Annotated in this window: 21 protein-coding genes; 16 read left to right on the forward strand and 5 right to left on the reverse strand. The window is 68.6% G+C overall.

The features are described 5' to 3' along the window. Positions 1-35: 35 nt before the first annotated feature. The 3 genes from MZV50_RS10630 to MZV50_RS10640 all read right to left on the reverse strand — a co-directional run bounded on the left by MZV50_RS10630 (position 36) and on the right by MZV50_RS10640 (position 3,135). Positions 36-287 carry a hypothetical protein gene (locus tag MZV50_RS10630; RefSeq protein ID WP_252634544.1) on the reverse strand — a complete coding sequence of 84 codons (252 nt, stop codon included), beginning with the start codon at positions 285-287 and terminating at the stop codon, positions 36-38. Positions 288-328: 41 nt separating this feature from the next. Then, positions 329-976, reverse strand: coding sequence for a hypothetical protein (locus MZV50_RS10635; RefSeq protein ID WP_252634545.1), 648 nt, complete (start codon positions 974-976; stop codon positions 329-331). A 134-nt stretch (positions 977-1,110) separates the two neighbouring features. Then, positions 1,111-3,135, reverse strand: coding sequence for a phytase (locus tag MZV50_RS10640; RefSeq protein WP_252634546.1), 2,025 nt, complete (start codon positions 3,133-3,135; stop codon positions 1,111-1,113). A 187-nt stretch (positions 3,136-3,322) separates the two neighbouring features. Between MZV50_RS10640 and MZV50_RS10645 the strand changes: the two genes are divergently transcribed. Continuing rightward, positions 3,323-4,570 carry a histidine-type phosphatase gene (locus MZV50_RS10645; protein ID WP_252634547.1) on the forward strand — a complete coding sequence of 416 codons (1,248 nt, stop codon included), beginning with the start codon at positions 3,323-3,325 and terminating at the stop codon, positions 4,568-4,570. Positions 4,571-4,661: 91 nt separating this feature from the next. Here the strand turns inward: MZV50_RS10645 and iolG are convergent, their stop codons facing one another. After that, a complete protein-coding gene (gene iolG, locus MZV50_RS10650; RefSeq protein WP_252634548.1) occupies positions 4,662-5,648 on the reverse strand; it encodes an inositol 2-dehydrogenase in 987 nt (328 codons plus the stop codon). Between the two features lie 175 nt (positions 5,649-5,823). Here iolG and MZV50_RS10655 point away from each other — a divergent pair, with 175 nt between their 5' ends. From MZV50_RS10655 to tpiA, 13 genes are all read left to right on the forward strand, one after another. Next, positions 5,824-6,699, forward strand: a complete 876-nt coding sequence (locus MZV50_RS10655; RefSeq protein ID WP_252634549.1) for a MurR/RpiR family transcriptional regulator — start codon at positions 5,824-5,826, stop codon at positions 6,697-6,699. 127 nt (positions 6,700-6,826) lie between these two features. Beyond that, the gene (locus tag MZV50_RS10660) at positions 6,827-8,758 is read left to right on the forward strand and encodes a bifunctional 5-dehydro-2-deoxygluconokinase/5-dehydro-2-deoxyphosphogluconate aldolase (RefSeq protein WP_252634550.1); all 1,932 of its coding nucleotides are present in this window, start codon (positions 6,827-6,829) and stop codon (positions 8,756-8,758) included. 1 nt (position 8,759) lies between these two features. Beyond that, positions 8,760-10,604 carry a 3D-(3,5/4)-trihydroxycyclohexane-1,2-dione acylhydrolase (decyclizing) gene (iolD, locus tag MZV50_RS10665; RefSeq protein WP_252634551.1) on the forward strand — a complete coding sequence of 615 codons (1,845 nt, stop codon included), beginning with the start codon at positions 8,760-8,762 and terminating at the stop codon, positions 10,602-10,604. A 3-nt stretch (positions 10,605-10,607) separates the two neighbouring features. Further along, positions 10,608-11,507, forward strand: a complete 900-nt coding sequence (gene iolE / locus MZV50_RS10670; RefSeq protein WP_252634552.1) for a myo-inosose-2 dehydratase — start codon at positions 10,608-10,610, stop codon at positions 11,505-11,507. Then, positions 11,504-12,313 (forward strand): 5-deoxy-glucuronate isomerase, encoded by an 810-nt coding sequence (iolB, locus tag MZV50_RS10675; protein WP_252634553.1) that lies wholly within the window; start codon positions 11,504-11,506, stop codon positions 12,311-12,313. Before iolE ends, iolB begins: the two co-directional genes overlap by 4 nt. Positions 12,314-12,372: 59 nt before the next feature. Further along, entirely contained in the window at positions 12,373-13,722 is a 1,350-nt protein-coding gene (locus tag MZV50_RS10680; RefSeq protein ID WP_252634554.1) for an MFS transporter, read from the forward strand. Positions 13,723-13,726: 4 nt separating this feature from the next. Then, positions 13,727-14,530: an inositol monophosphatase family protein gene (locus tag MZV50_RS10685; protein WP_252634555.1), complete on the forward strand. Its 804-nt coding sequence runs from the start codon at positions 13,727-13,729 to the stop codon at positions 14,528-14,530. An 87-nt stretch (positions 14,531-14,617) separates the two neighbouring features. Then, positions 14,618-14,839 carry a hypothetical protein gene (locus MZV50_RS10690; RefSeq protein ID WP_252634556.1) on the forward strand — a complete coding sequence of 74 codons (222 nt, stop codon included), beginning with the start codon at positions 14,618-14,620 and terminating at the stop codon, positions 14,837-14,839. Between the two features lie 71 nt (positions 14,840-14,910). Beyond that, on the forward strand, positions 14,911-15,243 hold the full coding sequence (locus MZV50_RS10695) for a PepSY domain-containing protein (protein WP_252634557.1): 333 nt from the start codon (positions 14,911-14,913) through the stop codon (positions 15,241-15,243). After that, a complete protein-coding gene (locus tag MZV50_RS10700) occupies positions 15,244-15,909 on the forward strand; it encodes a response regulator transcription factor (RefSeq protein WP_252634558.1) in 666 nt (221 codons plus the stop codon). It abuts the gene before it with no gap. Continuing rightward, a complete protein-coding gene (locus MZV50_RS10705; RefSeq protein ID WP_252634559.1) occupies positions 15,906-17,258 on the forward strand; it encodes a sensor histidine kinase in 1,353 nt (450 codons plus the stop codon). Before MZV50_RS10700 ends, MZV50_RS10705 begins: the two co-directional genes overlap by 4 nt. 138 nt (positions 17,259-17,396) lie before the next feature. Continuing rightward, positions 17,397-19,970 carry a TonB-dependent receptor gene (locus tag MZV50_RS10710; protein ID WP_252634560.1) on the forward strand — a complete coding sequence of 858 codons (2,574 nt, stop codon included), beginning with the start codon at positions 17,397-17,399 and terminating at the stop codon, positions 19,968-19,970. Between the two features lie 63 nt (positions 19,971-20,033). Further along, on the forward strand, positions 20,034-20,756 hold the full coding sequence (tpiA, locus tag MZV50_RS10715) for a triose-phosphate isomerase (RefSeq protein ID WP_289781915.1): 723 nt from the start codon (positions 20,034-20,036) through the stop codon (positions 20,754-20,756). Here tpiA and MZV50_RS10720 read toward each other — a convergent pair. Beyond that, entirely contained in the window at positions 20,753-21,415 is a 663-nt protein-coding gene (locus tag MZV50_RS10720) for an O-methyltransferase (RefSeq protein WP_252634561.1), read from the reverse strand. The two genes, tpiA and MZV50_RS10720, sit on opposite strands and share 4 nt — an antisense overlap. 92 nt (positions 21,416-21,507) lie before the next feature. Here MZV50_RS10720 and MZV50_RS10725 point away from each other — a divergent pair, with 92 nt between their 5' ends. Then, on the forward strand, positions 21,508-22,179 hold the full coding sequence (locus MZV50_RS10725; protein WP_252634562.1) for a TetR family transcriptional regulator: 672 nt from the start codon (positions 21,508-21,510) through the stop codon (positions 22,177-22,179). Between the two features lie 54 nt (positions 22,180-22,233). Then, positions 22,234-23,685 carry a serine hydrolase domain-containing protein gene (locus MZV50_RS10730; protein ID WP_252634563.1) on the forward strand — a complete coding sequence of 484 codons (1,452 nt, stop codon included), beginning with the start codon at positions 22,234-22,236 and terminating at the stop codon, positions 23,683-23,685.

Here is a 23,685-nt window from a genome sequence, read left to right on the forward strand (position 1 = left end):
GCTCTGGAGCCCGTCCGGTCGTTCCGGGGCCGAACCTAGCTGGCGCGGCACGTATCGGAGGAAGCGCCGTCCGACTTGGCGTCGGCCTTGGCGGCCTCGGCGGTCTTGGGGGCGGGGCAGTCGGACGAAGCCTGCAGTTTGGCCGCTTCGCGCTTCTTCTTTTCGAGGTTCTTCTTGGCGACCTCCTCGGTGAAGGTCAGGCCGGTGCCTTGCGGGCCCGCGAGGGCTAGGGCGGGGGAGGCGACCAGGCAGGCGGCCGCCAGGCCGAGGGACGCGAGGATTTTCATACGGAACACCAACTCTGGGAAAGCAAAAGGCAGGGTGGAGATCAGCCGCCCGACGTGGTGTCGGCGGCCGCCTGAACGGCGGGCAGGGCGCGGCGGTAACCGTCGACGGCCTTCAGCAGGCCTTCGATCTCGGCGTGGGTGATGGCGGTGCGATGCTCGTAGCCGCGATCGGACTTGAACTTGAAGCTCCAGGCGCCCGGCGTGGCGGCGGCGCGGCGCAGCTCGCTTTCGGAGACGTCGAAGGAGACTTCCTCGCGGCACACTTCCGGGGCTTCGAACAGGAAGCACTGGCCGGCGTTGTCCCGGATCTTGGTCACCGGCGCGGCGACCGGCCATTTGCCCGTCTGGTACGAGACCTCGCCGTAGCCGCGGATCGAGCCCGGATACATCAGGGTCTGGCGGACCTCGAAGCGGGTGGCACCCGAGCGCTTGTCGACGATGGCCCGCAGGTGGTTGTCGTTGTAGGGCGACTTGAACAGGCCCCTGCCGCTGTGGAAGCCGCGCTCGGAGCTGATCACGGTCTCGACGTCCAGGGGATCGTCGATGACCTGGGTCTTGGCGTGGAAATGGTCGGCGGTCAGGGCGGTCTGCTTGGCGGGCAGCTTGTGGGTCTCGGCGGCGGCCGCGCCGGCCCAGGCCACGCCGCCGACCAGGGCCAACGCCATCAAAGTATTACGGGTCTTGTTCATCCTGGTTCTCCCGAGCGGGGCCGGCTCCGGGGGACGAGTGGCCCTGCTACGGGTCCGAGATTGGCGAGGCCGCCTTTCGGCTCTGCATCGCGTTTGTGACAAAGGATGACAGGCGGCGTTTCGTTCGCGGTTGCTTAAAGTTTCAGCTTCGCCGCGATCGCCGACCACGGAACCAGCTTGAAGTTCTGGTGCTCGGGCGGGGCGATGTTGCGGCCGTCCTGGGCGACGAAGGCGCCGCCTTCTAGGCCCGCGCCCAGCGCGGCGCTGGTGACGTCCAGGCCGTCGGTCTCGGAGATCCCGTCGACGCCGTTGTCGCCGTTGGCGGTGACCGCGAAGCTGCCGACATAGGCGTTGTCGCCTTCGCGGCGGAACACCGCGTAGCTGTTGTTGCCTTGGCTGGACAGCACCAGGAAGCCCTTGCCGCCCGCTTGCGCGTAGAGGCCGATCCCTTCCAGGTCGTCCTTCAGGGCTGGATTGTCGGCGACGCGGGTGACGGCTTTCCTGGCGGAGCCCGCCTTCGCGTTAGCCCCCAGCTTCCAGAGCGCGACGTCTTCCTCCGCCACATAGAGCGCGCCGGTTTCGTCATCGGCGACACAGCCCTCGGTCTGGGAGCCGAAGCGAATGTCGCGGACCGGCTGGGTCCCGACCTTGCCGGCGGGCGTGGCGGTCAGCTTCCACTGGCGCACCAGGCCGTCGGGATCGCCGACGAAGACGAAGGTCTGGCCCCGGCGGTCGCGGTACATGCACAGGCCGTAAGGATCGGAAAGGTCCGTGGGCTGAAGGCCGTCGGCGACATTGCTCAACAGGCGGGTCTCGGGATCGATCGTATAGAGCGCGATGGACTTGTGGGTGCGGTCGCTGGCGGCGATCAGGGTCACGGTCTTGCCGCCCAGTTTGAAGCCGCCGCGCAGGTCGACATTGTTCATCTTGCCGTCGGGCAGGAACTGCAGACGCTTGCCGGAGAGGTCGTAGACCGCCAGCCCGCCCTTCTTGTCCGTACCGATGATGGCGCTCTTCGCAGGATCGGTCGGGTGGACCCAGATGGCCGGGTCGTCGGCGGCGTCACCGTCGTGGTCGACCGGCTCGGTCTCCATGGTCGCGTGGACCAGGGCCAGCTTGCTGGGAGCGACCGGCGGGACGTCGACGCCGACCGGTAGCTTGAGGGCGGCGGCGACATCGGCCCAGGACAGCATCTTGCTGTGAGCGCCCTGCTTGCGGTCGTCGGCGATCAGCAGGCCGCCGGACGGCAGGCCCGGCCCCACCGGCGCGCGCAGGCCGAACAGGGCCGCGGGGTTCTCGACCGTCCCGGCGCTGAAGCTGCCCAGGAAACTGTCGTCGGCGCTTCGGTCATAGACGTTGAACGCCGCCGCGTCGGTGTTGGCGGCCACCAGATAGTCGGCGCCCTTGCCGCCGTTGACGATGGCCAGACCGCCGACCTCGCCGGCGATGTGGCCCAGGCGATTGATGTCGACGATGACCGGGACCGGCTCGGCCTCGGGATCGGCGTCGTAGCGCCAGATCCCGACCGCGGCCTGGGCGACATAGAGCGCGCCGCTGGCGTCGTCGGCGACGCAGTACTTGGCCTCGGACGACAGGCGTAGTCGGCGCACGACGCGGCCGTCCATCTTGCCGTCGGCCGTCGGAAACAGCAGCCACTGGTCCAGCTGGCCGTCGCGGCCCATGGTGAAGGCGTATAGCGACCCGTCGCGGGCGCCGCGGTGCAGGCAGAGCCCTTCGCCGGAATAGCCCAGCATCAGCGGCTTGGCGTCGATGGCCGCGACCTGGCCGCCGGCCCAGTCGCGGGCCAACAGGCGCAGGCGGCCGCCCTGGCTGTCCAATACGGCCAGGATGGCGCGGGAGCCGTCGTCGCGGGCGTCGACCGCCTCGACTTCGCCGCCGGGGATCGAGGCGATGCGCTGGCCGTCCAGGCCGTAGAGCTCCAGGCCGGCCAGTTCGGCGCTGGCGGCGATCACGCTCTTGCCCGGCTCGGTCGGATGACGCAGCAACACCACGCCGTTGGCGCCGCCCTGGGCGGTGGGCGCGGTGGCTCCGATCGCCTGGACGACTGGCAGGGGGACGACTGGCAAAGGGACCTGCGCCAGGGCCGGCGCGGCGGCGGTCAGGGTCAGCAGGCTGGCGGCGAGTTTTAGGTGGTTCACGTCGAGCGCCCCTCTTGTCACGTTTGCGTCTTGTCCGTCGCCTAGACGCGGCTGGCTGACGTCCGGCTGACGAAGTCCGTCATCTGAAGAAAAATTCCATTCGTATTGTAAAATGGAAAATCTGTTCGTATCGTGTGGGCAAATGAAACGGCCCCGGAAAAACAGGTGGCCCACAGGGGAGGTTTGAATGGTGAGGCTTCGCTACGCATTGATGACGGCCGCGCTGGTTCCGCTGCTGGCGGGAACGGCGCACGCGGGGACAGGCGGTCCCGCCGGCGACCTGAAGCTGGAACGGATGGTCATGGTCATGCGTCACAGCGTGCGGCCGCCGACCAAGGCGCCCGCCACGCCGGCGGGTACGACCGCCCAGCCTTGGGGGACCTGGACCACGCCCTATGGCGAGCTGACCCCGCACGGCGGCGAGGGCGCGCGACTGATGGGCTCCTATTACCGCACCTTCCTGGGCGCGCGGGGCCTGTTGCCGCGCGAGGGCTGCGCGGCGTCGGGCGATATCGTCGCCTGGGCCAGCGGCAAGCAAAGGGCGATCAAGACCGCCGAGATGTTCGTCGAGGGCCTGCAGCCCGGCTGTGGCCTGACGGTCGCCCATCCCGATATCGAGGACAACGATCCGATCTTCCACCCCGCTGAGGGCATCGACGGCGACCTCGCCCTGAAGGCCGCCCAGCGCCAGAAGCCCGGCGTCGCGGCCGAGGCCAAGGTTCACGCCAAGGACTTCGCGGTGCTGCAGCGGGTGCTGGGCTGCGATCCGGCCACCAAGGCCGGCTGCGGCATCGCCGGCAAGCCCTCGCACCTGACCGCCAATAAGGGTGACACGCCCGACCTGGGCGGGGCGCTGTCGATCGCCTCGACGGCCGGCCAGACGGTCCTGCTGGAATATGTCGAGGGCAAGCCGATGGCCGAGGTCGGCTGGGGCCGCGCCTCCAAGGCCGACATCCAGGCCATGCTGCGCTTCCACCCGGTGAAGTTCCACTACGAGGTCGGCGCGCCCTACATCGCCGAGCGTTACGCCGCGCCGGTCGCCAAGGAAGTGCTGAACGCGCTGAAGGGCGAGGCCGGGACAGGCGGCAAGCTGACCATGCTGGTCGGCCACGACACCAACATCGCCGCCCTACGCGGTTTCCTGGGCGCGCACTTCACCGCCGCCGACTATCCTCAGGATGACCCGCCGCCCGGAGGGGCCATGGGCTTCGAGCTGCTGAAAGACGGGACGGGCCAGCGCTTCGTTCGGGCCTTCTACACCGCCCAGAGCATGGATCAGCTGCGCGAGCTGCAGCCGCTGACCGCCATCAACCCGCCGGCCTACGCCTATTTCCCGGTCCCGGGCTGCGGCGTGAAGGGCGAGCCGACCCTGTGCCCGCTCGAGACCTTCCAGAAGATCGTCGGCGGCAAGCTGGCCCGTCCGGCGAAGAACTAGATCGATCCATCCGGCGACACCTCTGGCGGCGGCTCTCCTGCGGAGCCGCCGTTTCTTTGTGTCTCCTTCTCCCGCAAGGGGAGAAGGGCGTTCAGAGCTTCACCACCTGCCCGGTCTTCGCCGACTGGCCGGCCGCCTCGGCCAAGGCCAGGGCCTCGACGCCGTCGACATAGCCGACCGAGGGCAGGGCCTCGCCGCGGATGATTTCGGCGAAGTGCGCCATCTCGCGGCGGTAGGCCTCGGCGTAGCGGTCGAGGAAGAAGTTCTGGAAGGCGTCGCTGGACGCGCCGGCCTCGCCCCAGACGCTGACCGTGCTCTCCATGACGTTGTCGGCGCGGACCAGGCCCTTGGCGCCGAAAGCCTCGATGCGCTGGTCGTAGCCATAGCCGCTGCGGCGGCTGTTGCTGATCATGCAGATCTTGCCCGAGGCGGTGCGCAGGATGATCTTGGCGGTGTCGACGTCACCGGCCTCGCCGATCGCCGGATCGACCAGGCAGCTGGCGGCCGCGTAGACCTCGCTCACCGGCTCGTCCAGCAACCAGCGGGCCATGTCGAAGTCGTGGATGGCCATGTCCTTGAACAGGCCGCCCGAGACCTTGACGTAGCTGACCGGCGGCGGGGCCGGATCGTGGCTGGTGATGTGCACCGTCTCCAGCGCGCCGACGACGCCAGCCGAGAGCCTGGCTTTGAGCCCCTGGAAGTTCGGGTCGAAGCGGCGGTTGAAGCCCAGGAACAGCTTCACGCCCTTGCCGCCCAGTTCGCCCTGCGCCGAGCGGGCTCGAGCCAGGTCCTGGTCGATCGGTTTCTCGCAGAACACCGCCTTGCCGGCCGCGATGGCCTTCAGGGAATAGTCCAGGTGGGTGTCGGTCGAACTGGCGACGATGACCCCGGCCACCGACGGATCGTTCAGCGCCGTGTCGAGGTCGACGACATTCGCGCCGGTCTCGGCGGCCAAGCCGTCGGCGGCCGCGGCCACCGGATCGACCACATATTTCAGGCGCAGGCCCGGCTGGCCGGCGACGTTCTTGGCGTGGATGCGGCCGATGCGGCCGGCGCCCAAAATGGCGATGTCGTGCATGGGAACCCTAATGCGTTTGCCGCGCCGCTACTCGGTGGTCGCGCTTGGCTCCTCTCTAGTATGGAATAAAAATTCCTTCCATATGAAAAGTGGAATGGGTGCGCGAGCCCGCGAGCGTTTGTGTTCGGCCGCGGAACGGATATTCTATTTCTGAAGCGATCATATCGGGGCGGAAATGACCGAAGAGACCACGGCGACCACGGCGCCGGCCACGGCCGAGGAGCTCAGGGCGGCGATCCTCGAGCGCTACGATTCGCTGAGCAAGCGGCTGCAGCAGATCGCCCGCTACGTGCTGGACGAGCCCAACGAGCTGGCGCTGGAGACTCTGGCGGTGATCTCCGAGCGGTGCGGCGTGCAGCCCTCGGCCATCGTCCGCTTCGCCAAGACCTTCGGTTATCCTGGCGCCAGCCAGATGCAGCGCCTGTTCCGCGACGGCCTGCTGTCGGGCCATGCCGGCTTGGGCTACGGCGAGCGCGTGCGCCATTTCAACGAGGCGGTGGCGCGCAAGTCCGACGGCGGGGCCGATGTCCTGAGCGAGTTCGTCGAGGGCAACACCCTGGCCCTGCAGAACCTGACCCAGACGGTCAGCGAAGCCGACATGAAGGACGCCGTCGCCCTGATCGACCGGGCCGAGACGGTATATGTCGTAGGCTTTCGCCGCTCGTTCCCGGTGGCCTCGTACCTGGCCTATTCGCTGCAGCAGGTGAACAAGCGCACTCTGTTCATCGACGGTGTGGCCGGCCTGACCAAGCAGCAGGTCCAGACCATCGGCCCGCGCGACCTGCTGATCGCCGTCAGCTACCACCCGTACGCCGAAGAGACGGTGCAGGCCGTCGACATGGCCACCCAGCGCGGCGCGCGGATTCTTTCCATCAGCGATAGTCTGGTCAGCCCGATCGCCAAGCCGGCCGAACTGGTGCTGCACGTGCGCGAATCGGAGGTGCGGACCTTCCGCTCGCTGGCCGCCTCGATCTGTCTGGCCCAGGCCCTGGTGATCGGCTTCGCCTTCGAGTCCAGCAAGGAAAAGAAGAAGCTGAAGAAGGGCGGTTGATCGGCTTGGCGGACCGTCCGTTCCATTCCAAATCAAAAATGAAATGGATGTTGCAAGTGTTCTATCTTTGGAATATGCGTTACATATCGCCGGCGGGGAGGCTGGCTCGGAGTGACGTGGAACCGGCATGGCGCAGGACGCAAAGACCCTTGATCTGATCGCCATCGGCCGGTCCTCCGTCGACCTCTACGGACAACAGGTGGGCGGGCGGCTGGAGGACATGTCCTCCTTCGCCAAGTATCTGGGCGGCAGCCCGACCAACACCGCCGCCGGCGGGGCGCGCCTGGGGCTGAAGACGGGCCTCCTGACCCGCGTCGGCGCCGACCACATGGGCCGCTTCATCCGCGAGCAGCTTGAGCGCGAGGGCGTCAATGTCGCCGGCGTGCTGTCGGATCCCGACCGCCTGACGGCCCTGGTGATCCTGGGCATCCGCGACCGGGTGAACTTTCCGCTGATCTTCTACCGCGAGAACTGCGCCGACATGGCGTTGCAGCCGTCGGACGTCGACGAGACCTGGTTCGCCCAGGCTGGGGCGGTGCTGATCAACGGCACCCACCTGTCGCAGCCGAACGTCTACGAGACCAGCCTGAAGGCCGCCCGCGCGGTGAAGGCTGCCGGAGGGCGCGTGGCCTTCGACATCGACTATCGCCCCGTGCTGTGGGGCCTGACCGGCAAGGACGCCGGCGAGAACCGCTTCGTCGAGAACCAGGACGTCACCGCCAAGCTGCAGGAGGTCGTGGCCTTGTGCGACCTGATCGTCGGCACCGAGGAAGAGATCCACATCTTGGGCGGCACGACCGACACCATCGCGGCCTTGCGGGCGATCCGCAAAGGCGCGCCGGACGCGCTGCTGGTCTGCAAGCGCGGGCCGGACGGCTGCGTCGCTTTCCCGGACGCCATTCCCGACACCTTGGACGAAGGCGTCAGCGCCAGGGGTTTCAAGGTCGAGGTGTTCAACGTGCTGGGGGCGGGCGACGCCTTCATGGCCGGCTTTCTGCGCGGCTGGCTGCGTAACGAGACCGTCGAGACCTGCTGCGAGTGGGGCAACGCCTGCGGGGCCATCGTCGTCTCGCGCCATGGCTGCACGCCGGCCATGCCGACCTGGGTCGAGCTGGAGGCCTTCCTGTCGGAGCGGGAACGTCCGTTCCGCCTGCGCGAGGACGTCGAGCTGGAACACATCCACTGGGCCAGCACCCGCGACCGCGTCTATGACGAGCTGACGGTCCTGGCCGTCGATCACCGCAGCCAGTTCCTGGACCTGATCGCCGAGACCGGCGGCGACCCCGAGCGGATCCCGCACTTCAAGACCCTGGCTCTGCGCGCTGTGCGGCAGGTGGCCGGTCGCGACGAAGCCCGGTTCGGTATGCTGCTGGACGGCCGTTTCGGCTTGGACGCCCTGGCCCAGGCCGCCGACCACGACTACTGGATCGCCCGCCCGATCGAGCTGCCCAAGTCGCGGCCGCTGGAGTTCGAGAGCTCTGCCGACGTCGCCACCGAGCTGACGGAGTGGCCGGCGGGGCAGGTGGTCAAGTGCCTGTGCTTCTATCACCCCGACGACGAGATCGCGTTGCGCGAGCGGCAGGAACGCCAGCTGCTGCGCCTGTTCGACGCCTGTCGGAAGACCCGCCATGAGCTGCTGCTGGAACTGATCCTGCCGGCCGGCATGGACAGCGACAGCCGCACCGTGGCCCGCGCCATTCGTCGCCTCTATTCCCTGGGCATCCGCCCGGACTGGTGGAAGCTGGAGCCGCTGCAGGACGCGGTGGCCTGGCGCGAGACCGAGATGGCCATCAACGAGAACGACCCGCTGTGCCGTGGCGTGGTGCTGTTGGGGCTGTCGGCGCCGGAGGCCGAGCTGCTGGCTTCGTTCGAGGTCGTCGCCCCGTTCCCGATCGTGAAGGGCTTCGCCGTCGGCCGTACCATCTTCTACGATGTCGCCCGCGATTGGCTGGCGGGTCGTATCGACGACGAGGCGGCGGTCGCCGCGCTCGCCTCCAAGTTCAAGGTGCTGGTCGACGCCTGGCGGCGTCTGCGCGGCGCTGCCGAGAAGGCCGCGTAACATGGCGACTGTCCGTCTCACCGCCGCCCAGGCGACCGTCCGCTGGCTCTCGCAGCAATATGTCGAAACCGGGAAGGGGGAGGTCCCGTACTTCGCCGGGGTCTGGGCGATCTTCGGCCACGGCAATGTCGCCGGCCTGGGCGAAGCCCTGCACGGCGTCCGTGACGTGCTGCCGACCTATCGGGCGCACAACGAACAGGGCATGGCCCACGCGGCCATCGCCTTCGCCAAGCAGTCGCGCCGCGAGCGGGCCATGGTCTGCACCACCTCGATCGGCCCCGGCGCGACCAACATGGTCACCGCGGCCGCCCTGGCCCATGTGAACCGCTTGCCGGTGCTGTTTCTGCCCGGCGACGTCTATGCCAGCCGCCGTCCCGATCCCGTTCTCCAGCAGATCGAGGACTTCGGCGACGGCACGATCAGCGCCAACGACGCCTTCAAGCCGGTCTCGCGCTATTTCGACCGCATCGTGCGTCCCGAGCAGATCCTGGACGCCCTGCCGCGGGCCCTGGCGACCATGCTGGACCCGGCCACCTGCGGCCCCGCGACCCTGGCCTTCTGCCAGGACGTCCAGGCCGAGGCGTTCGACTATCCGGAAGCCTTCTTCGCCAAGAAGGTCTGGCGCATCCGCGCGCCGCGTCCCGATCCGCGCGAACTGGCGGATCTCGTCTCGCTGATCAAGGCGGCCAAGCGGCCGCTGGTCGTGGCTGGGGGCGGGGTGCTGTACGCCCGCGCCGAGGCCGCCCTGGCCAACCTCGTCTCCCGCGCCGGCCTGCCGGTCGCCGAGACGCAAGGAGGGAAGGGGAGCCTGGCCTGGGATCACCCGTTGAACCTGGGCGCCGTCGGTGTCACCGGCACGACCGCCTCGGTGGCGGCGTCGGAAGAGGCCGACCTGATCATCGGCGTTGGCACCCGCTTGCAGGACTTCACCACCGGCTCGCGCGCCCTGTTCGGCGCCGACGGCCGCAAGCTGGTGCAGATCAACGTCGCCCCGCACGACGCCCACAAGCACGGCGCGGCCAGCGTCGTCGGAGACGCCCTGGCGGTGGTCGAGGCCCTTTCCGAGGCGCTGGACGGCTGGCAGGCTCCGAAGGCCTGGACCGACAAGGCCACAGGCGGCGTTTCCGGCTGGAACGCCATCTTCGACGCGGCGACCAAGCCCGACAATCGCGAGCTGCCGACCGACGCCCAGGTGCTGGGCGCGGTATGGCGAGCCTCGTCCGACGACAGCGTGGTGGTCTGCGCCGCCGGCGGCCTGCCGGGCGAGTTGCACAAGCTGTGGCGCACGCGTCGGCCCGGCGGCTACCACGTCGAGTACGGCTTCTCGTGCATGGGCTACGAGATCGCCGGCGCCGTCGGCGTGAAGATGGCCGCGCCGGACCGCGAGGTCCACGTGATGGTCGGCGACGGCAGCTATCTGATGATGAACTCCGAGCTGGCCACCTCGGTGATGCTGGGGACCAAGCTGATCGTCACCGTCCTCGACAACCGAGGCTTTGGCTGCATCAACCGCCTGCAGGCGGCGACGGGCGGGGCGGCGTTCAACAACCTGCTGGCCGACGCGCGCCACGAAACCCTGCCGGACATCGACTTCGCCGCCCACGCCGCCAGCCTGGGCGCCCGCTCGGAAAAGGTGGCCAGCCTGGCCGAGCTGGAGGCGGCGCTGCAACGCGCCAAGGCCAGCGACTGCAGCTACGTCGTGGTCATCGACACCGACCCGATGCCGGCCACCGAAGGCGGCGCCTGGTGGGATGTGACCGTGCCGGAAGTCTCGGTGCGCCCGACCGTCAACGCCGCGCGCGCCGACTACGAAACCAAGATCAAGCAACAGCGTACGGGGGACTAACCCATGACCATCCGTTTCGGCGTGAGCCCCATCGCCTGGATCAATGACGACATGCCCGAGCTGGGCGGCGACACCCCGCTGGAAAGCGTGCTGGCCGACTGCCAGGCCATCGGCTTCTCCGGCGTCGAGCTGGGCGGCGTCTTCCCGCGCGACCCGGCGGTGCTGAAGCCGCTGCTGGACCGCTACGGCCTCTCGCTGGTCGGCGGCTGGTACAGCGGCAATCTCTTGGTCCACTCGGCCGACGATGAGATCGCCGCCCTGCAACCGCATCTGGCCTTGCTGAAGGCGATGGGCTGTTCGGTGTTCATCCACGCCGAGACCAGCAACGCCATCCACGGTGACCGCTCCAAGACGCTGTCGGCGACCCCGCGCCTCGACGCCGAGGGCTGGAAGGAATTCGGCGCGCGCCTGACCAAGGTGGCCGACTACATCGCCAGCCAGGGCCTGAAGTTCGCCTATCACCATCACCTGGGCACCGTGGTCGAGCGGCCTGAGGACCTGGAGGCCTTTCTGGCCAACACGGGACCCTCGGTCGGCCTGACCGTCGACACCGGCCATGCGGCCCTGGGCGGCCTGGACCCGGTGCAGGTGATCCGCAGCTATCCGCACCGCGTCGCCCACGTGCACTGCAAGGACATCCGCAGCGAGGTCTTTCACAAGGTGGTCTCGCGCGGCGGCGGCAGCTTCCTGGAAGGCGTGCTGGCCGGCATGTTCACCGTGCCCGGCGACGGTTATCTGGACTACGCGGCGGTCATGCAGGCGCTGGCCGAGATCAATTACTCGGGCTGGATCATCGTCGAGGCCGAACAGGACCCCGCCATCGCCAATCCCCGCCAGTACGGCGAGATGGGCCTGGCGACCCTGAAGAAGGAAGCCGCCGCAGCGGGCTTGAGGGCCGCGTGATGAGCAAGCTGCTGGTTCGCTCGCACGCGCCCGACGCGTCCGGTTCTGTCCTGGAAGTCACGCCCGCCTCGGCAGGCTGGACCCATGTCGGCTTCCAGGTCGTCAAGTTGGCGGCCGGCGACACCTTTGACGGCTCCGAGCCCAACCGCGAGACTTGCGTCGTCGTGATGAGCGGGACCGCCGAGGTCTCGGCCGAGGGCGTTTCGTTCGGCAAGGTCGGCGGCCGCGCCAGCGTGTTCGAGGATCGGGCCCCTGGCGCGGTCTATGTCCCCGCCGCGACGCCCTATGTCGTCACCGCCGTCACAGACGTCGAGTTGGCTCTCTGCACAGCCCCGGGCAAGCCAGGCGGCGAGGCCCGCCTCATCGCCGAGGGCGACATGCCGCGCGAGACGCGAGGCCAGGGGACGAACACGCGCCTCGTCCGCAACATCCTGCCCGAGACGGCCCCGGCCGACGGTCTGCTGGTGGTCGAGGTGATCACGCCCGGCGGCCACTGGTCCAGCTATCCACCGCACAAGCACGACACCGCCGCGGAGGGCGAGGAGACGGCGCTGGAAGAGACCTACTATCACCGCCTGAACCCGCCGCAGGGCTTCGCCTTCCAGCGCGTCTACACCGACGACCGCAGCCTGGACGAGACCGTCTGCGTGCAGGACGGCGACGTGGTCATGGTCCCGCGCGGCTACCACCCGGTCGGGGCCCCGCACGGTTACGACCTCTACTACCTCAACGTCATGGCCGGACCGCACCGGAAGTGGATCTTCCGCAACGACCCGGCCCACGACTGGATCATGCGCAAGGCCTGATCGAACGACATGGCTCATCCCGTCGCCACGTAGCGGCGGGAGGGCAGGGGGAAACGAAGATGCTGACCTTCTTCGCGCGCGGGCCCGACGCGCCGCCGCTGAGCGATCCGGCGACGATCGACACGCTGTACCGGCGCCATCGCTTCCGGATCATGCTGGCCATCACCCTGGGCTACGGCATGTCCTATACCTGCCGCCTGGCGCTGGGCATGGTGAAGAAGCCGCTGATCGATGCGGGCATCTTCACGCCCACCGAGCTGGGCCTGATCGGCTCGGCCCTGTTCTACGCCTACGCCTTCGGCAAGCTGACCAACGGCGTCCTGGCCGACCACGCCAACATGAAGCGGTTCTTCGCCTTCAGCGTGCTGATCTCGGGCCTGGCCAATGTCGGCATGGGGTTCTCGACCACCGTGGCCCTGTCGGCGGCGCTGTGGGGGATCAACGGCTGGTTCCAGAGCTTCGGCGCGCCGGCCGGGGTGGTGTCGATGAGCCAGTGGTTCAGCAACCGCGAGCGCGGCCGCTACTACGGCGTCTGGAGCACCGCCCACTCGATCGGCGAGGGCCTGACCTTCGCCGCGGTCGGCGGCGTCGTCGCGGCGTTCGGCTGGCGCTACGGCTTCTGGGGACCGGCGGCGATCGGCGTGCTGGTGGCCATCGCCGGCTACTTCCTGATCCAGGATCGCCCGCAGACCCTGGGCCTGCCCGCCGTCGCCGACTGGCGTAACGACCACTGGCAGGGCGACAAGCCCCAATCGGGGCCGAAGCCGGAGCCCGCCAGCGTCTTTCGGACCCAGCTGCAGATCCTCAAGATCCCCGCCGTCTGGGCCTTGGCCCTGTCGTCGGCCCTGATCTACGTGACCCGCTACGCCATCAATAGCTGGGGTGTCCTCTATCTGCAGGAGGCGCGTGGCTACAGCCTGGCGGCGGCCGGCTCGATGCTGATGATCTCGACCCTGGCCGGCATCGTCGGCGCGATCAGCTTCGGGTTCGTGTCCGACAAGGTGTTCGGCGCGCGGCGTCCGCCCGCCAACCTGCTGTTCGGCTTGCTGGAACTGGCGGGTCTGGCCTTGATCCTCTACGGCCCCAACACCGCGCCGGTCATGATCATCGGCATGATCCTGTTCGGCCTGGGCATGACGGCCCTGGTCACCTCGCTGGGCGGGCTGTTCGCCACCGACATCTGTCCTAAGCGCGTGGCCGGCGCGGCCGTTGGCCTGATCGGGGTGTTCAGCTATCTGGGCGCGGCCATCCAGGAACATGTCAGCGGCGTGCTGATCGAGCGTGGCATGCGTGTCATCGACGGCGTGCGACACTACGACTTCGGGCCCGCCATGATCTTCTGGATGGGCGCGTCCGTCGCTTCCCTGACCCTGGCCGCCGGCCTGTGGCGCACCAAGCTGAGAGACTGATCCCGTGACCGAGCCTTCCCCGCTGCTGCAGACGATGATCCGCGCGGCGCGCGCCGCCGGCGACCGTCTCAAGCAGGACTTCGCCGAGATCGCCACCCTGGAGATCCAGCACAAGAACGGTCCGGCCGACCCCTTCACCATCGCCGACGTGCGCGCCGAGCAGACGGTGAAGTCGATCCTGTCGGAGGCCTATCCAGACTACGGCTTCCTGGGCGAGGAGGGGGGACTGGTCGAGGGCGCGGACCCCGCCAACACCTGGATCTGCGACCCGCTGGACGGCACCGCCAACTTCCTGATCGGCCTGCCGATCTGGGCGGTGAACATCGGCCTGCAGTGCGACGGCGAGATCGTGGCCGGGGTGACCTACGTCCCCATGCAGGGCGAGCTGTTCCGGGCCGAGGCGGGCAAGGGCGCCTATCTCAACGATGTCCGCATCCACGTGTCGGAGCGCCAGGGCCTGGAACAGGCCATCCTCAGCGTCGGCGTGCCGTTCATGGGCAAGCTGAGGCAGGAGCAGTTCCACGCCGAGATGCAGCGCCTGACTCCCAAGGTCGGCGGCGTGCGCCGTCTGGGCGCCGGGGCCGTGGACATGGCCTATGTCGCCTGCGGCCGTTTCGACGCCTATTGGGAGCAGTCGGTCAGCGCCTGGGACATGGCCGCCGGCGCGGTAATCGTGCGCGAGGCCGGCGGGGTGGTCACCGACACCCTGGGCCGCGACCTCGACGTCCAGAACGGCACCGTCCTGGCGACCACGCCGCAACTTCTCGACACGTTGCTGCACGAACTGCGACCCGTAGACGCAATCTAGCGCCGTAATATTGCTATAAAATTCAATGAGGATGCGCTCTTGGAGGGCGCGCCGCCGTTCTCATGCGCGCCGAAGGACGCTGCCGCCATGCTGAATCTCGTGACCGTGACGCCCGAGGAATTCGCCGATCTGCGCATGAGCCTGCCGGCCATCACCGACCGTTATCTGTTCGACGTGTTCGGCATCAGCGAGACCACCTGGGTCAAGCTGCGCAAGGGCTTGCCGATCAAGCGCGTCACCCTGGAACGCGCCCTGGCCAAGCGCGAGCGCTGGCGAGCGATGGGCGGCGGCGGGCGCTTTGCCGCCTAGGCCATAACATAAGCCCCGGCCTAGGTTCCCCGTCAGGGGCGTGTCAGGATGGGTGTGGAATCGTCCCGTCCATGATCCTTTCCCGATATCCTTTCCGGACCCTCCTGATCGCCGCGGCGGTCGTCTCGGCGCTGGCGGCTGGCGGCGCGAGCGCCGACGATCACAAGAAGCAGAGCCACGAAGCCGCGCGCCAGGCCCTGCTGCGCAAGGAGGTCCTGCCGCTGACCCGGATCCTGGCCATCGCCGCCCAGCGCGCGCCCGGCGAGGTGATCGAGGTCGAGTTGGAGCAGGGCGACCACGGTCGCCTGAAGTACGACCTGAAGATCCTGGCCAAGACCGGCCGTATCCGTGAACTGGAACTCGACGCCAAGACCGGCGCGACCCTGAAGCTCGAGGACGACTGAGTGCGGGCCCTGGTCGTCGAGGACGATCCCGTCGTCGGTCCGGACCTGGCCAAGGCGCTGGCCGCCTCGGGCTTCGTCGTGGACTTGGCGCGCGACGGCGAGGACGCCTCGTTCAAGGGCGGGGTCGAGGACTACGCCGTCGTCGTCCTGGACTTGGGGTTGCCGCGCCTGGACGGCCTGTCGGTACTGAGGCGCTGGCGCAAGGACGGCCGGGGCTTTCCGGTGCTGATCCTTTCGGCGCGCGGCGACTGGACCGAGAAGGTCGAGGGCATCGAGGCTGGCGCCGACGACTACCTGGCCAAGCCTTTCGAGATGGGCGAGCTGCTGGCCCGCGCCCGGGGGCTGGTCCGCAGGGCCGCCGGGCGCGTCTCGCCGGTGATCGAGGCTGGACGCCTGTCGCTCGACACCCGCCGGATGTCGGCGACCTTGGACGGCGCGCCGGTCAGGCTGTCGCCGCTGGAGTTCCGGCTGCTGGACTGCCTGGCGCACAATCCGGGCCGGGCCGTCTCGGCCGGCGAGCTGGCCGAGCAGCTGTACGGCGTCGCCGACACCGCCGACGCCAACGCCATCGAGGCCCTGGTCACCCGCCTGCGTCGCAAGGTCGGCTCGGACGTGATCGAGACCCGGCGGGGCTTTGGCTACCTGCTGGCCGGGCTCGCGGCGTGAAGGGGCGTTCGCTCAGAGGTCGGCTGATCGCCGGCGGCATGCTGGCGATCCTGGCGGCTTTGGCCGTGTCGTGGCTGGCCATGACCTGGCTGTTCGAGCGCCACATCGAGCGGCGCGAGATCGCCGACCTGACCCGCACCGGCCAGGCGCTGGCCGCCGCCGTGCGGCTGCAACCGAACGGCGCGCCTGTCGCCGATGTCGTGCTGAACGATCCACGCCTGCTGCACGCCATGGGCGGCCTTTATTGGCAGGTCTCGACGCCGGCGGGGACCAAGACCTCGCTGTCGCTGTGGGACCAGACCCTCAAGCCGCCGGCGACTGCGCCGTCCGACGCCTGGGCCTCTCGGATCGTCGCCGGGCCGTTCGATGACCGCATCCTGCTGGTCGAGCGCTCGGTGCGTCCTGACCGCAACGGGCCCGCCGTGCTGATCCAGGTGGCCAGCGACGAGAAGGTCCTGCGCGCGGCCCGCCGCGAATTCGGCCGCGACCTGGCCCTGTTCCTGGCCGGGCTGTGGGTAGTGCTGTCGGCCGCCGCGGCCGTGCAGGTGGCCCTGGGCCTGGCGCCCCTGGCCCGCGTGCGCCAGGATCTGTCGCGTCTGCGCAAGAGCCCTTCGGCCCGGATGTCCGACGATCATCCCCGCGAGATCGCCCCGCTGGCCGAGGCGATCAACGCCCTGGCCGAGGCGCGTGAAGGGGACCTCGCCCGCGCTCGCCGCCGGGCCGGCGACCTGGCCCACAGCCTGAAGACCCCGCTGTCGGCGCTCTCGGCTCAAAGCCGCCGGGCGCGCGAGGCCGGCGCCATCGAGGCCGCCGATGGTCTGGACGACGCCATCGCCGCCGTCGCCGCCGCTCTGGAGGCCGAGTTGGCTCGGGCTCGCGCCGCCGCCGCCCGCGAGGCCGCCTTCGCCAGCGAGACCGCGCCCCTGGCCGTGGCCGAGCGGCTGGTGGCGGTGCTGGAGCGCACGGCCGAGGGCGAGCGGCTGATGTTCGACGTCGAGATCCCGGCGGACCTGCGGGTTCCGGTTTCCGAGGACGCCGTCACCGAGATGCTGGGCGCCCTGATCGAGAACGCCGCCCGCTTCGCCCGCCGCCAAGTGCGTGTCTCGGGTCGTCCGTTGGCGGATGGACCGGTGCTGTTCGTCGAGGATGACGGGACCGGCATGGACGACGGGCGGACCGAGGCGGCCCTGGCGCGCGGCGCGCGTCTGGACGAGGCGGGGCCCGGCCACGGCCTGGGCCTAGCGATCGTCCGCGACCTGGCCGAATCCTCCGGCGCGGTCCTGCGGATGGATCGCTCGGACCTGGGCGGATTGCGCGCGGCGATCGCCTGGAGATCGTCCGTGTCCTGAAAACCTTTTCCAGCAACACTTTGCACGAAATTTTCCATTCTATTTGCAAAATAGAATTTTTGTTCGTATCTTCTTCCCAGCGACCCAGAGCGCCAAATGGCGCCGTGGCGGAGTCGTCGACAGGGAAAGGGGAGGATGATGAACGCATCCAAACGCGTGGGCGCGCTGCTGCTCACGTCATGCATCGTGGCGCCCGGCATGGCCGCCGCTCAGTCCAATCAGGTTACGACGGTCGAGGAAGTCGTCGTCACCGGCCAGCGCGCCTCGGACCGGGACTCGCTGCTGAAGAAGCGCGACGCCGTCAGCGCCGTCGAAGTCGTCTCGGCCAACGACGTGGGCAAGCTGCCCGACCAGAACGTCGCCGAGTCCGTCCGCCGCCTGACCGGGGTGTCGGTGGCCACCGACAAGGGCGAAGGCCGCTATCTGATCATCCGCGGCATCGAGCCGAACCTGGCCAATGTCACGATCAACAATCAGACCGCCTCGGCCCCGGAGCCGGAGTCGCGCAACGTCAAGCTGGACGACATCCCCTCGGCCCTGATCGGCTCGGTGACGGTGGTCAAGTCGCTGACCGCCGACCTCGACGCCAACGCCATCGCCGGCCAGGTCGACATCAACACCCTGACCGCCTTCGACCGGAAGAAGAACATCCTCAGCGCCCGCTACGTGCGCGGCGTCTACGAGAACAGCGACCGCAAGGCCAACGAGGGCGACCTGTCGGTCGGGGGCAAGTTCGGGCCCGAGAAGCAGTTCGGCCTGGTGTTGGCCGTGAACTATTCCAAGCGTCCGTCCTATTCCGAGGACATCCTGGCGACCAGCCGCCAGGTCGTGAACGGCGTCGACCTGCCGGCCGAGATGGACCAGCGGATCTACGATCCGGCCTGGCGCACGCGGAAGGGCGCGGTGGCCAATTTCGACTGGCGTCCGAACGACAGCGTCAAGCTCTACGCCCGGGTCATGTATTCGGAGTTCGGCGACAGCGAGAGCCGCAACCGCTTCCGGTTCTTCTTCCCGGGCTCGGCCAGCAGCTACACCAACCTGACGGCCGACGGCGGCGACATCAATGTCGGCGCGACCACGGCCCGCCGCCTGTTCCGCCAGCGCAGCGAGACTACCGACACCACCACCTTCTCGGTCGGCGGCGACGTCTACTGGGGCCCGGGCATGCTGACCGTCCAGGCCACCCACGCGGAGTCCAACAAGAAGGACCCGATCCGCGACGAGGTCGAGTTCCGGGCCTCGGCGTCGACGGGCCTGGGCGCCAGCTTCCGGCTGGGCGACGAGATGCCCGACAGCTTCACGGTCAACGCCGCGGGTCTGAACCCGGCCAACTACCGGCTGAACAACTACAAGCGCGTCTCGCGCAAGGCCGGCGAGGAACTGAACCAGCTCCGCGTCGACTACAAGCTGCCGATGTCCGACTGGGGCGAGGGCAGCTATCTGAAGTTCGGGGCCAAGTATCTGAAGCGCGATCGCTTCCAGGACCAGACCGGCCGCACCTTCACCGCCACCGGCGCGGCGGCGGCCCAGACCCTGGCCTCGTTCGTGGCCGACACCTTCCCGACCATCTCGGACGGCAAGTACAGCTTCGGCCCGACCATCAACTTCAAGGCCGCCCGCGACTATGTCGATGGCAACCAGAGCCTGTTCACGGTCAACGCCACCGACCAGATCTCGCAGTCGGTGACCTCGGATTACAAGGTCGTCGAGACGGTCACCGCCGCCTATGTGATGGCCAGCATCCAGCGAGGCGATCTGACCATCATCCCCGGCGTTCGCGCCGAGCGCACCGAGGGCGACACCAAGGCCATCGCCTTCACCTCGGCCACGACCCTGACCAGCGGCTACAACTCGTTCGGCGGGTACAACTATACGAACTACTTCCCGAGCCTGAACCTGAAGTACCAGTTCAGCGCGAACCTCCTGGCGCGCGGGGCGATCACCACGGCCCTGGGCCGGCCGCCGTTCGTGGACCTGGCGCCAACGGTCACCGTCGACGTGGCCAGCAACACCGTCAGCATGGGCAATCCGAACCTGAAGGCCCAGAAGGCGACCAATTTCGACTTCTCGCTGGAATACTATTTCCCCAGCGAAGGCGGCATCTCGATCGGTCTGTTCCACAAGGACATCGAGAACCCGATCTTCAACTCGACCTCGACCGGCCAGAACGGGACCTATGGCGGCGTCGCCCTGACCAACGCCATCGTCAACTCTTACGCCAACGGGACCAAGGCCAAGGTGACCGGCCTGGAGTTCAACATCCAGAAGCCGCTGACCTTCCTGCCGTCGCCGCTGGACGGCTTCGGGGTCAACTTCAACATGACCTTCACCGACGGCTCGCTGAAGGTCCCTGGGCGCACGGTGAAGACCCCGTTGATCGGCCAGGCCGACCGGATCGCCAGCGCCCAAGTCTATTACGAGAAGTACGGCTTCTCGGGGCGCGTGGCCTACACCTACCACTCGGCGTATCTGGACACCGACGGCGGCCTGAACGTCAGCGACGCCACCGGCAAGTCGGACGGCTATTTCGGGGCGCTCAGCACCCTGGACGCCAAGGTCGCCTACAAGGTCACCAAGCAGTTCGAGATCTTCGCCGAAGCCAACAACCTCAACGACGCCTCGGACTATTACTACTTCAGGACCAGCAACCGCTTCCGCGAAGGCGAAAGCTACGGCCGCTCGTACCGCTTCGGCCTGTCCTACACCTACTGATCCTCACCTTTGGCCGGCCGCTGGCGAACGCCGTGGCCGGCCTTTTCATGTCCGGAGGACCGTATGGCTCCGAACCCTTCGGCGCGCCTGATCGTCGGAAACTGGAAGATGAACGGCGGCCTGGGCCTGCTGGGTGGGCTGGCCGCCGCGCTGAAAGGCGGCGGCTGGACGGGCAGGGCGGTGGTCTGCCCGCCTGCCACCCTGCTGGGCGAGGCCCATCGCCTTCTCGGGCCGCTGGGTGTCGAGGTCGGCGGTCAGGACTGCCACGTCGCCGAGCGCGGCGCCCACACCGGCGACCTTTCGGCCGCCTTGCTGGCGGCGGCCGGGGCGCGGCACGTGATCGTCGGCCATTCCGAACGCCGAGCGGCCTATGGCGAGGCCGACGCCTGGGTACGGGACAAGGCGGTGGCGGCCGTGGAGGCCGGTCTCTCGCCGATCGTCTGCGTGGGCGACACCGCCGAGATGAGGGCTGCCGGCTTGGCGGTCGAAACCGTGACACGCCAGGCGCGGGCCGTGCTGGACGCCCGCCTGGCGGGGCGCGCCTGGGCCCTGGCCTACGAGCCCGTCTGGGCGATCGGCTCGGGCCGGGCGGCCAGCCGCGACGAGATCATCGAGATGCACGCCGCCCTCCGGACCGTGGTCGGACGCGGGACTCTGATCCTCTATGGGGGCTCGGTGACACCGGGCAACGCCGGCGAGATCCTGGCCTGTCCCGAGGTGGACGGCCTGCTGATCGGCGGCGCGTCGCTGCGCCCCGACCAGTTCGCGGCGATCCTGCGGACCTAGAGCCTCATCGACAGCTCGACGTCCTCGGCGAACGGCACGGACAGGTAGCCGGCCATCGGCGAGCGCACCCGACCCATGTAGTCGGGAGCGTAGTCGGCATTGTCGGCGACGATCAGCGCGCCGGGGCGCAGGCGGCTTTCCAGCAGGGCCAGGATCTCGGGATAGAGGGCCTTGGCGCCATCCAGCAGGACCAAGTCGATCGTCTCGGGCAGGTCACGGGCCAGGGTCTGAAGCGCGTCGCCCTGGCGGATCTCGATCAGGTCGGCGACGCCGGCGGCCTCGAAGCTGGCCTGGGCCCGCGCGGCCTTGGACGGTTCGAACTCGGTGGTGATCAGCTGGCCGCCGCCGTTGTCGCGCAGGGCCGCGGCCAGATGCAGGGTCGAGAGGCCGAACGAGGTCCCGAACTCGACGATGGCCGCCGCTCGAATGCTGCGCGCCAGCATGTAGAGCAGGGCGCCGGTCTCGCGCGAGACGGCCAGGGGATAGTCCTTCAGGCGGCTGTAGAGTTCGACGTATTCGGTCTTGCTCCGCATCAGCCGCTGTTGCTCCTCGGGGGTCACGTCCGAGAAGGCGGGATCGTTGCGGGGCGAGGCTTCGTCGGCCTCGGTGAACAGGCGCTCCAGCAGGGGCGCGAGTGGGGCGGCGGTCAGGGTGGTCATGGTCGTTTGGATCCGGAAGGGCGCGTCCTTGCGCCCCGTTGAAAATACGAATAATTCGTCAGGTTCTGGTATTCGCGTTGCGAGCCCCGTCGATGAACGACCGCCCAAGTCCCCGGATTTCCTCGCGAAAGTCGCCCAAGCAAGCCCGCTCGGCCGAGTTGGTGGCGACCATCCTGGAGGCGGCTGTTCAGGTTCTGGCCAAGGAGGGCGCGCAGCGTTTCACGACCGCGCGGGTGGCCGAGAAGGCGGGCGTCAGCGTCGGCTCGATCTACCAGTACTTCCCCAACAAGGCAGCCATCCTGTTCCGCCTGCAGAGCGACGAGTGGCGCCAGACCAGCGACCTGCTGCGCGGCATTCTGGAAGAGAAGGATCGGCCGCCGCTGGATCGCCTGCGCGCCTTGGTCCATGCCTTCGTCCGTTCGGAGTGCGAGGAAGCCGAGGTCCGGGGCGCGCTGGACGACGCCGCGCCGCTCTATCGCGACGCGCCGGAGGCCCAGGAAGCCCGGCTGTCTGGGACGCAAACCTTGCAGGTCTTCATGACCGAGCTGATGCCCGACGTTTCGGCGGCGGTGCGCGACCTGGCCGGGGACCTGATGACCAGCACCCTGAAGCAGGTCGGCAAGGCGTTCTCGGAAACGCCTCGCACCCCGGCCGAGATCACGGCCTACGCCGACGCCATGGCCGACATGTTCGGCGCCTATCTGGCCTCGCTGGCCGACCCGCGGCAAACCGGCGCGAGCGGTTCTTGGATTACAAACCCCTAAGTTGACGAGGCTCGGCCGTGTGACGGTAATCCCTGGCGTACAAGGGGATTGCGCATGAACACGACCTGGCTTGGCCTGTGCCTGACCACCGCTCTGCTCGCCTCGACCTCGGCGCACGCGCAGACGCCCGAGGTCGAGCAGCGCATTCAGGCGGTGACCTCGGGCCTGAGACCAGCGGTGACGATCAAGGGGCAGGCCTCGACCCGCGCCCTGGCCGACGAGATGAAGGCCCTGCGCGTGCCTGGCGTCAGCATCGCCGTGATCAAGGCCGGCAAGGTCGAGTGGGCGCGCGGTTTCGGCGTGACGCGCGAGGGCGGAGCGGCGGTCACCGCCGACACGCTGTTCCAGGCCGGCTCGGTCAGCAAGCCGGTCGCGGCCGCCGCCGCCTTGCGCCTCGCACAGGAGGGCAAGCTGGCGCTGGACGCCGACGTCAACGCCAGTCTCAAGAGCTGGAAACTGCCCGCCAGCCCCTTCACTGCCTCGACGCCGATGACGCTGCGGGCGCTGCTGTCGCATACGGCCGGGACCACGGTGCACGGCTTCGCGGGCTACGCGGCCGGTCAGCCGGTCCCGACCCTGCCGCAGGTGCTGTCGGGCGCGCCGCCGGCCAATTCCAAGCCCGTCGTCGTCGACCAGCCCGTGGGCCAGGCCTATCGCTATTCCGGCGGCGGCTATTCGATCGCCCAGCAGATGATGGTCGACGTCACGGGCCAGGCCTTCCCGACGGTGGTGCGCCGGACGGTGTTCGCGCCGCTGGGTATGGACCACAGCACCGAGGACCAACCGCTGGACGCCGCCCGCCTGGCCAAGGTCGCCTGGCCGCACGATGCGGCTGGCGCGCCGATCCCCGGCGGTCCGCACACCTATCCCGAGATGGCGGCGGCTGGCCTGTGGACCACGCCCGGCGACCTGGCCCGGTTCGTCATCGCCATCCAGCGCTCGGCCAAGGGCCAGGCCGGCGGCGTACTGTCGCCCGAGATGACCAGGACGATGCTGACTCCGGTCAAGGGCGACTATGGCCTGGGCTTCAACATCACCGCCAGCGGCGGCGAGACCGCCTTCAGTCACGACGGCTCCAACGCCGGCTACAAGGCGACGCTGGTCGGCTACGTCCAGTCGGGCGACGGCGTCGTGGTGATGACCAACGGCGATCAAGGCTATCAGTTGGGCGAGGAGATCGTGCGGGCCGTCGCCGCCGTCTATGGCTGGCCCGACCACAAGCCGGTCGAGCGCGAGGTCGCGGCGGTCCCGATCGCCGACCAGACACGTTACGCCGGCGTGTTCAGTCTGGACGGTCAGGGCGACTTCACCATCCGCCGCGACGGCGAGCGGCTGGTGGCCGACATCTGGAAGGGCGTGGTCGACCCTCTGTACCCGGCCTCGGACCGGGCGTTCTTCATCACGTCGCAGGACCTGCGGATCGTGTTCGCCTCGCCCGAGGATCCCGACCACGGGACGCTGAGCCTTGGAGGCTTCAGCGCCACATTCAAGCGGAAGGCGGAGTAG

It is taken from the genome of Caulobacter segnis, from assembly GCF_023935105.1.
Classification (GTDB): domain Bacteria; phylum Pseudomonadota; class Alphaproteobacteria; order Caulobacterales; family Caulobacteraceae; genus Caulobacter; species Caulobacter segnis_B.

Bases quoted from the DNA above. Each gene is read 5' to 3' on its own strand.
- MZV50_RS10710 (WP_252634560.1), top strand. From the start codon at position 17,397: ATGAACGCATCCAAACGCGTGGGCGCGCTGCTGCTCACGTCATGCATC.
- MZV50_RS10680 (WP_252634554.1), top strand. From the start codon at position 12,373: ATGCTGACCTTCTTCGCGCGCGGGCCCGACGCGCCGCCGCTGAGCGAT.
- iolG (WP_252634548.1), bottom strand. From the start codon at position 5,648: ATGCACGACATCGCCATTTTGGGCGCCGGCCGCATCGGCCGCATCCAC.
- MZV50_RS10720 (WP_252634561.1), bottom strand. From the start codon at position 21,415: ATGACCACCCTGACCGCCGCCCCACTCGCGCCCCTGCTGGAGCGCCTG.
- MZV50_RS10660 (WP_252634550.1), top strand. From the start codon at position 6,827: ATGGCGCAGGACGCAAAGACCCTTGATCTGATCGCCATCGGCCGGTCC.
- MZV50_RS10725 (WP_252634562.1), top strand. From the start codon at position 21,508: ATGAACGACCGCCCAAGTCCCCGGATTTCCTCGCGAAAGTCGCCCAAG.
- MZV50_RS10695 (WP_252634557.1), top strand. From the start codon at position 14,911: ATGATCCTTTCCCGATATCCTTTCCGGACCCTCCTGATCGCCGCGGCG.
- iolE (WP_252634552.1), top strand. From the start codon at position 10,608: ATGACCATCCGTTTCGGCGTGAGCCCCATCGCCTGGATCAATGACGAC.
- MZV50_RS10730 (WP_252634563.1), top strand. From the start codon at position 22,234: ATGAACACGACCTGGCTTGGCCTGTGCCTGACCACCGCTCTGCTCGCC.
- MZV50_RS10645 (WP_252634547.1), top strand. From the start codon at position 3,323: ATGGTGAGGCTTCGCTACGCATTGATGACGGCCGCGCTGGTTCCGCTG.
- MZV50_RS10690 (WP_252634556.1), top strand. From the start codon at position 14,618: ATGCTGAATCTCGTGACCGTGACGCCCGAGGAATTCGCCGATCTGCGC.
- MZV50_RS10655 (WP_252634549.1), top strand. From the start codon at position 5,824: ATGACCGAAGAGACCACGGCGACCACGGCGCCGGCCACGGCCGAGGAG.
- MZV50_RS10630 (WP_252634544.1), bottom strand. From the start codon at position 287: ATGAAAATCCTCGCGTCCCTCGGCCTGGCGGCCGCCTGCCTGGTCGCC.
- iolD (WP_252634551.1), top strand. From the start codon at position 8,760: ATGGCGACTGTCCGTCTCACCGCCGCCCAGGCGACCGTCCGCTGGCTC.
- MZV50_RS10635 (WP_252634545.1), bottom strand. From the start codon at position 976: ATGAACAAGACCCGTAATACTTTGATGGCGTTGGCCCTGGTCGGCGGC.
- tpiA (WP_289781915.1), top strand. From the start codon at position 20,034: ATGGCTCCGAACCCTTCGGCGCGCCTGATCGTCGGAAACTGGAAGATG.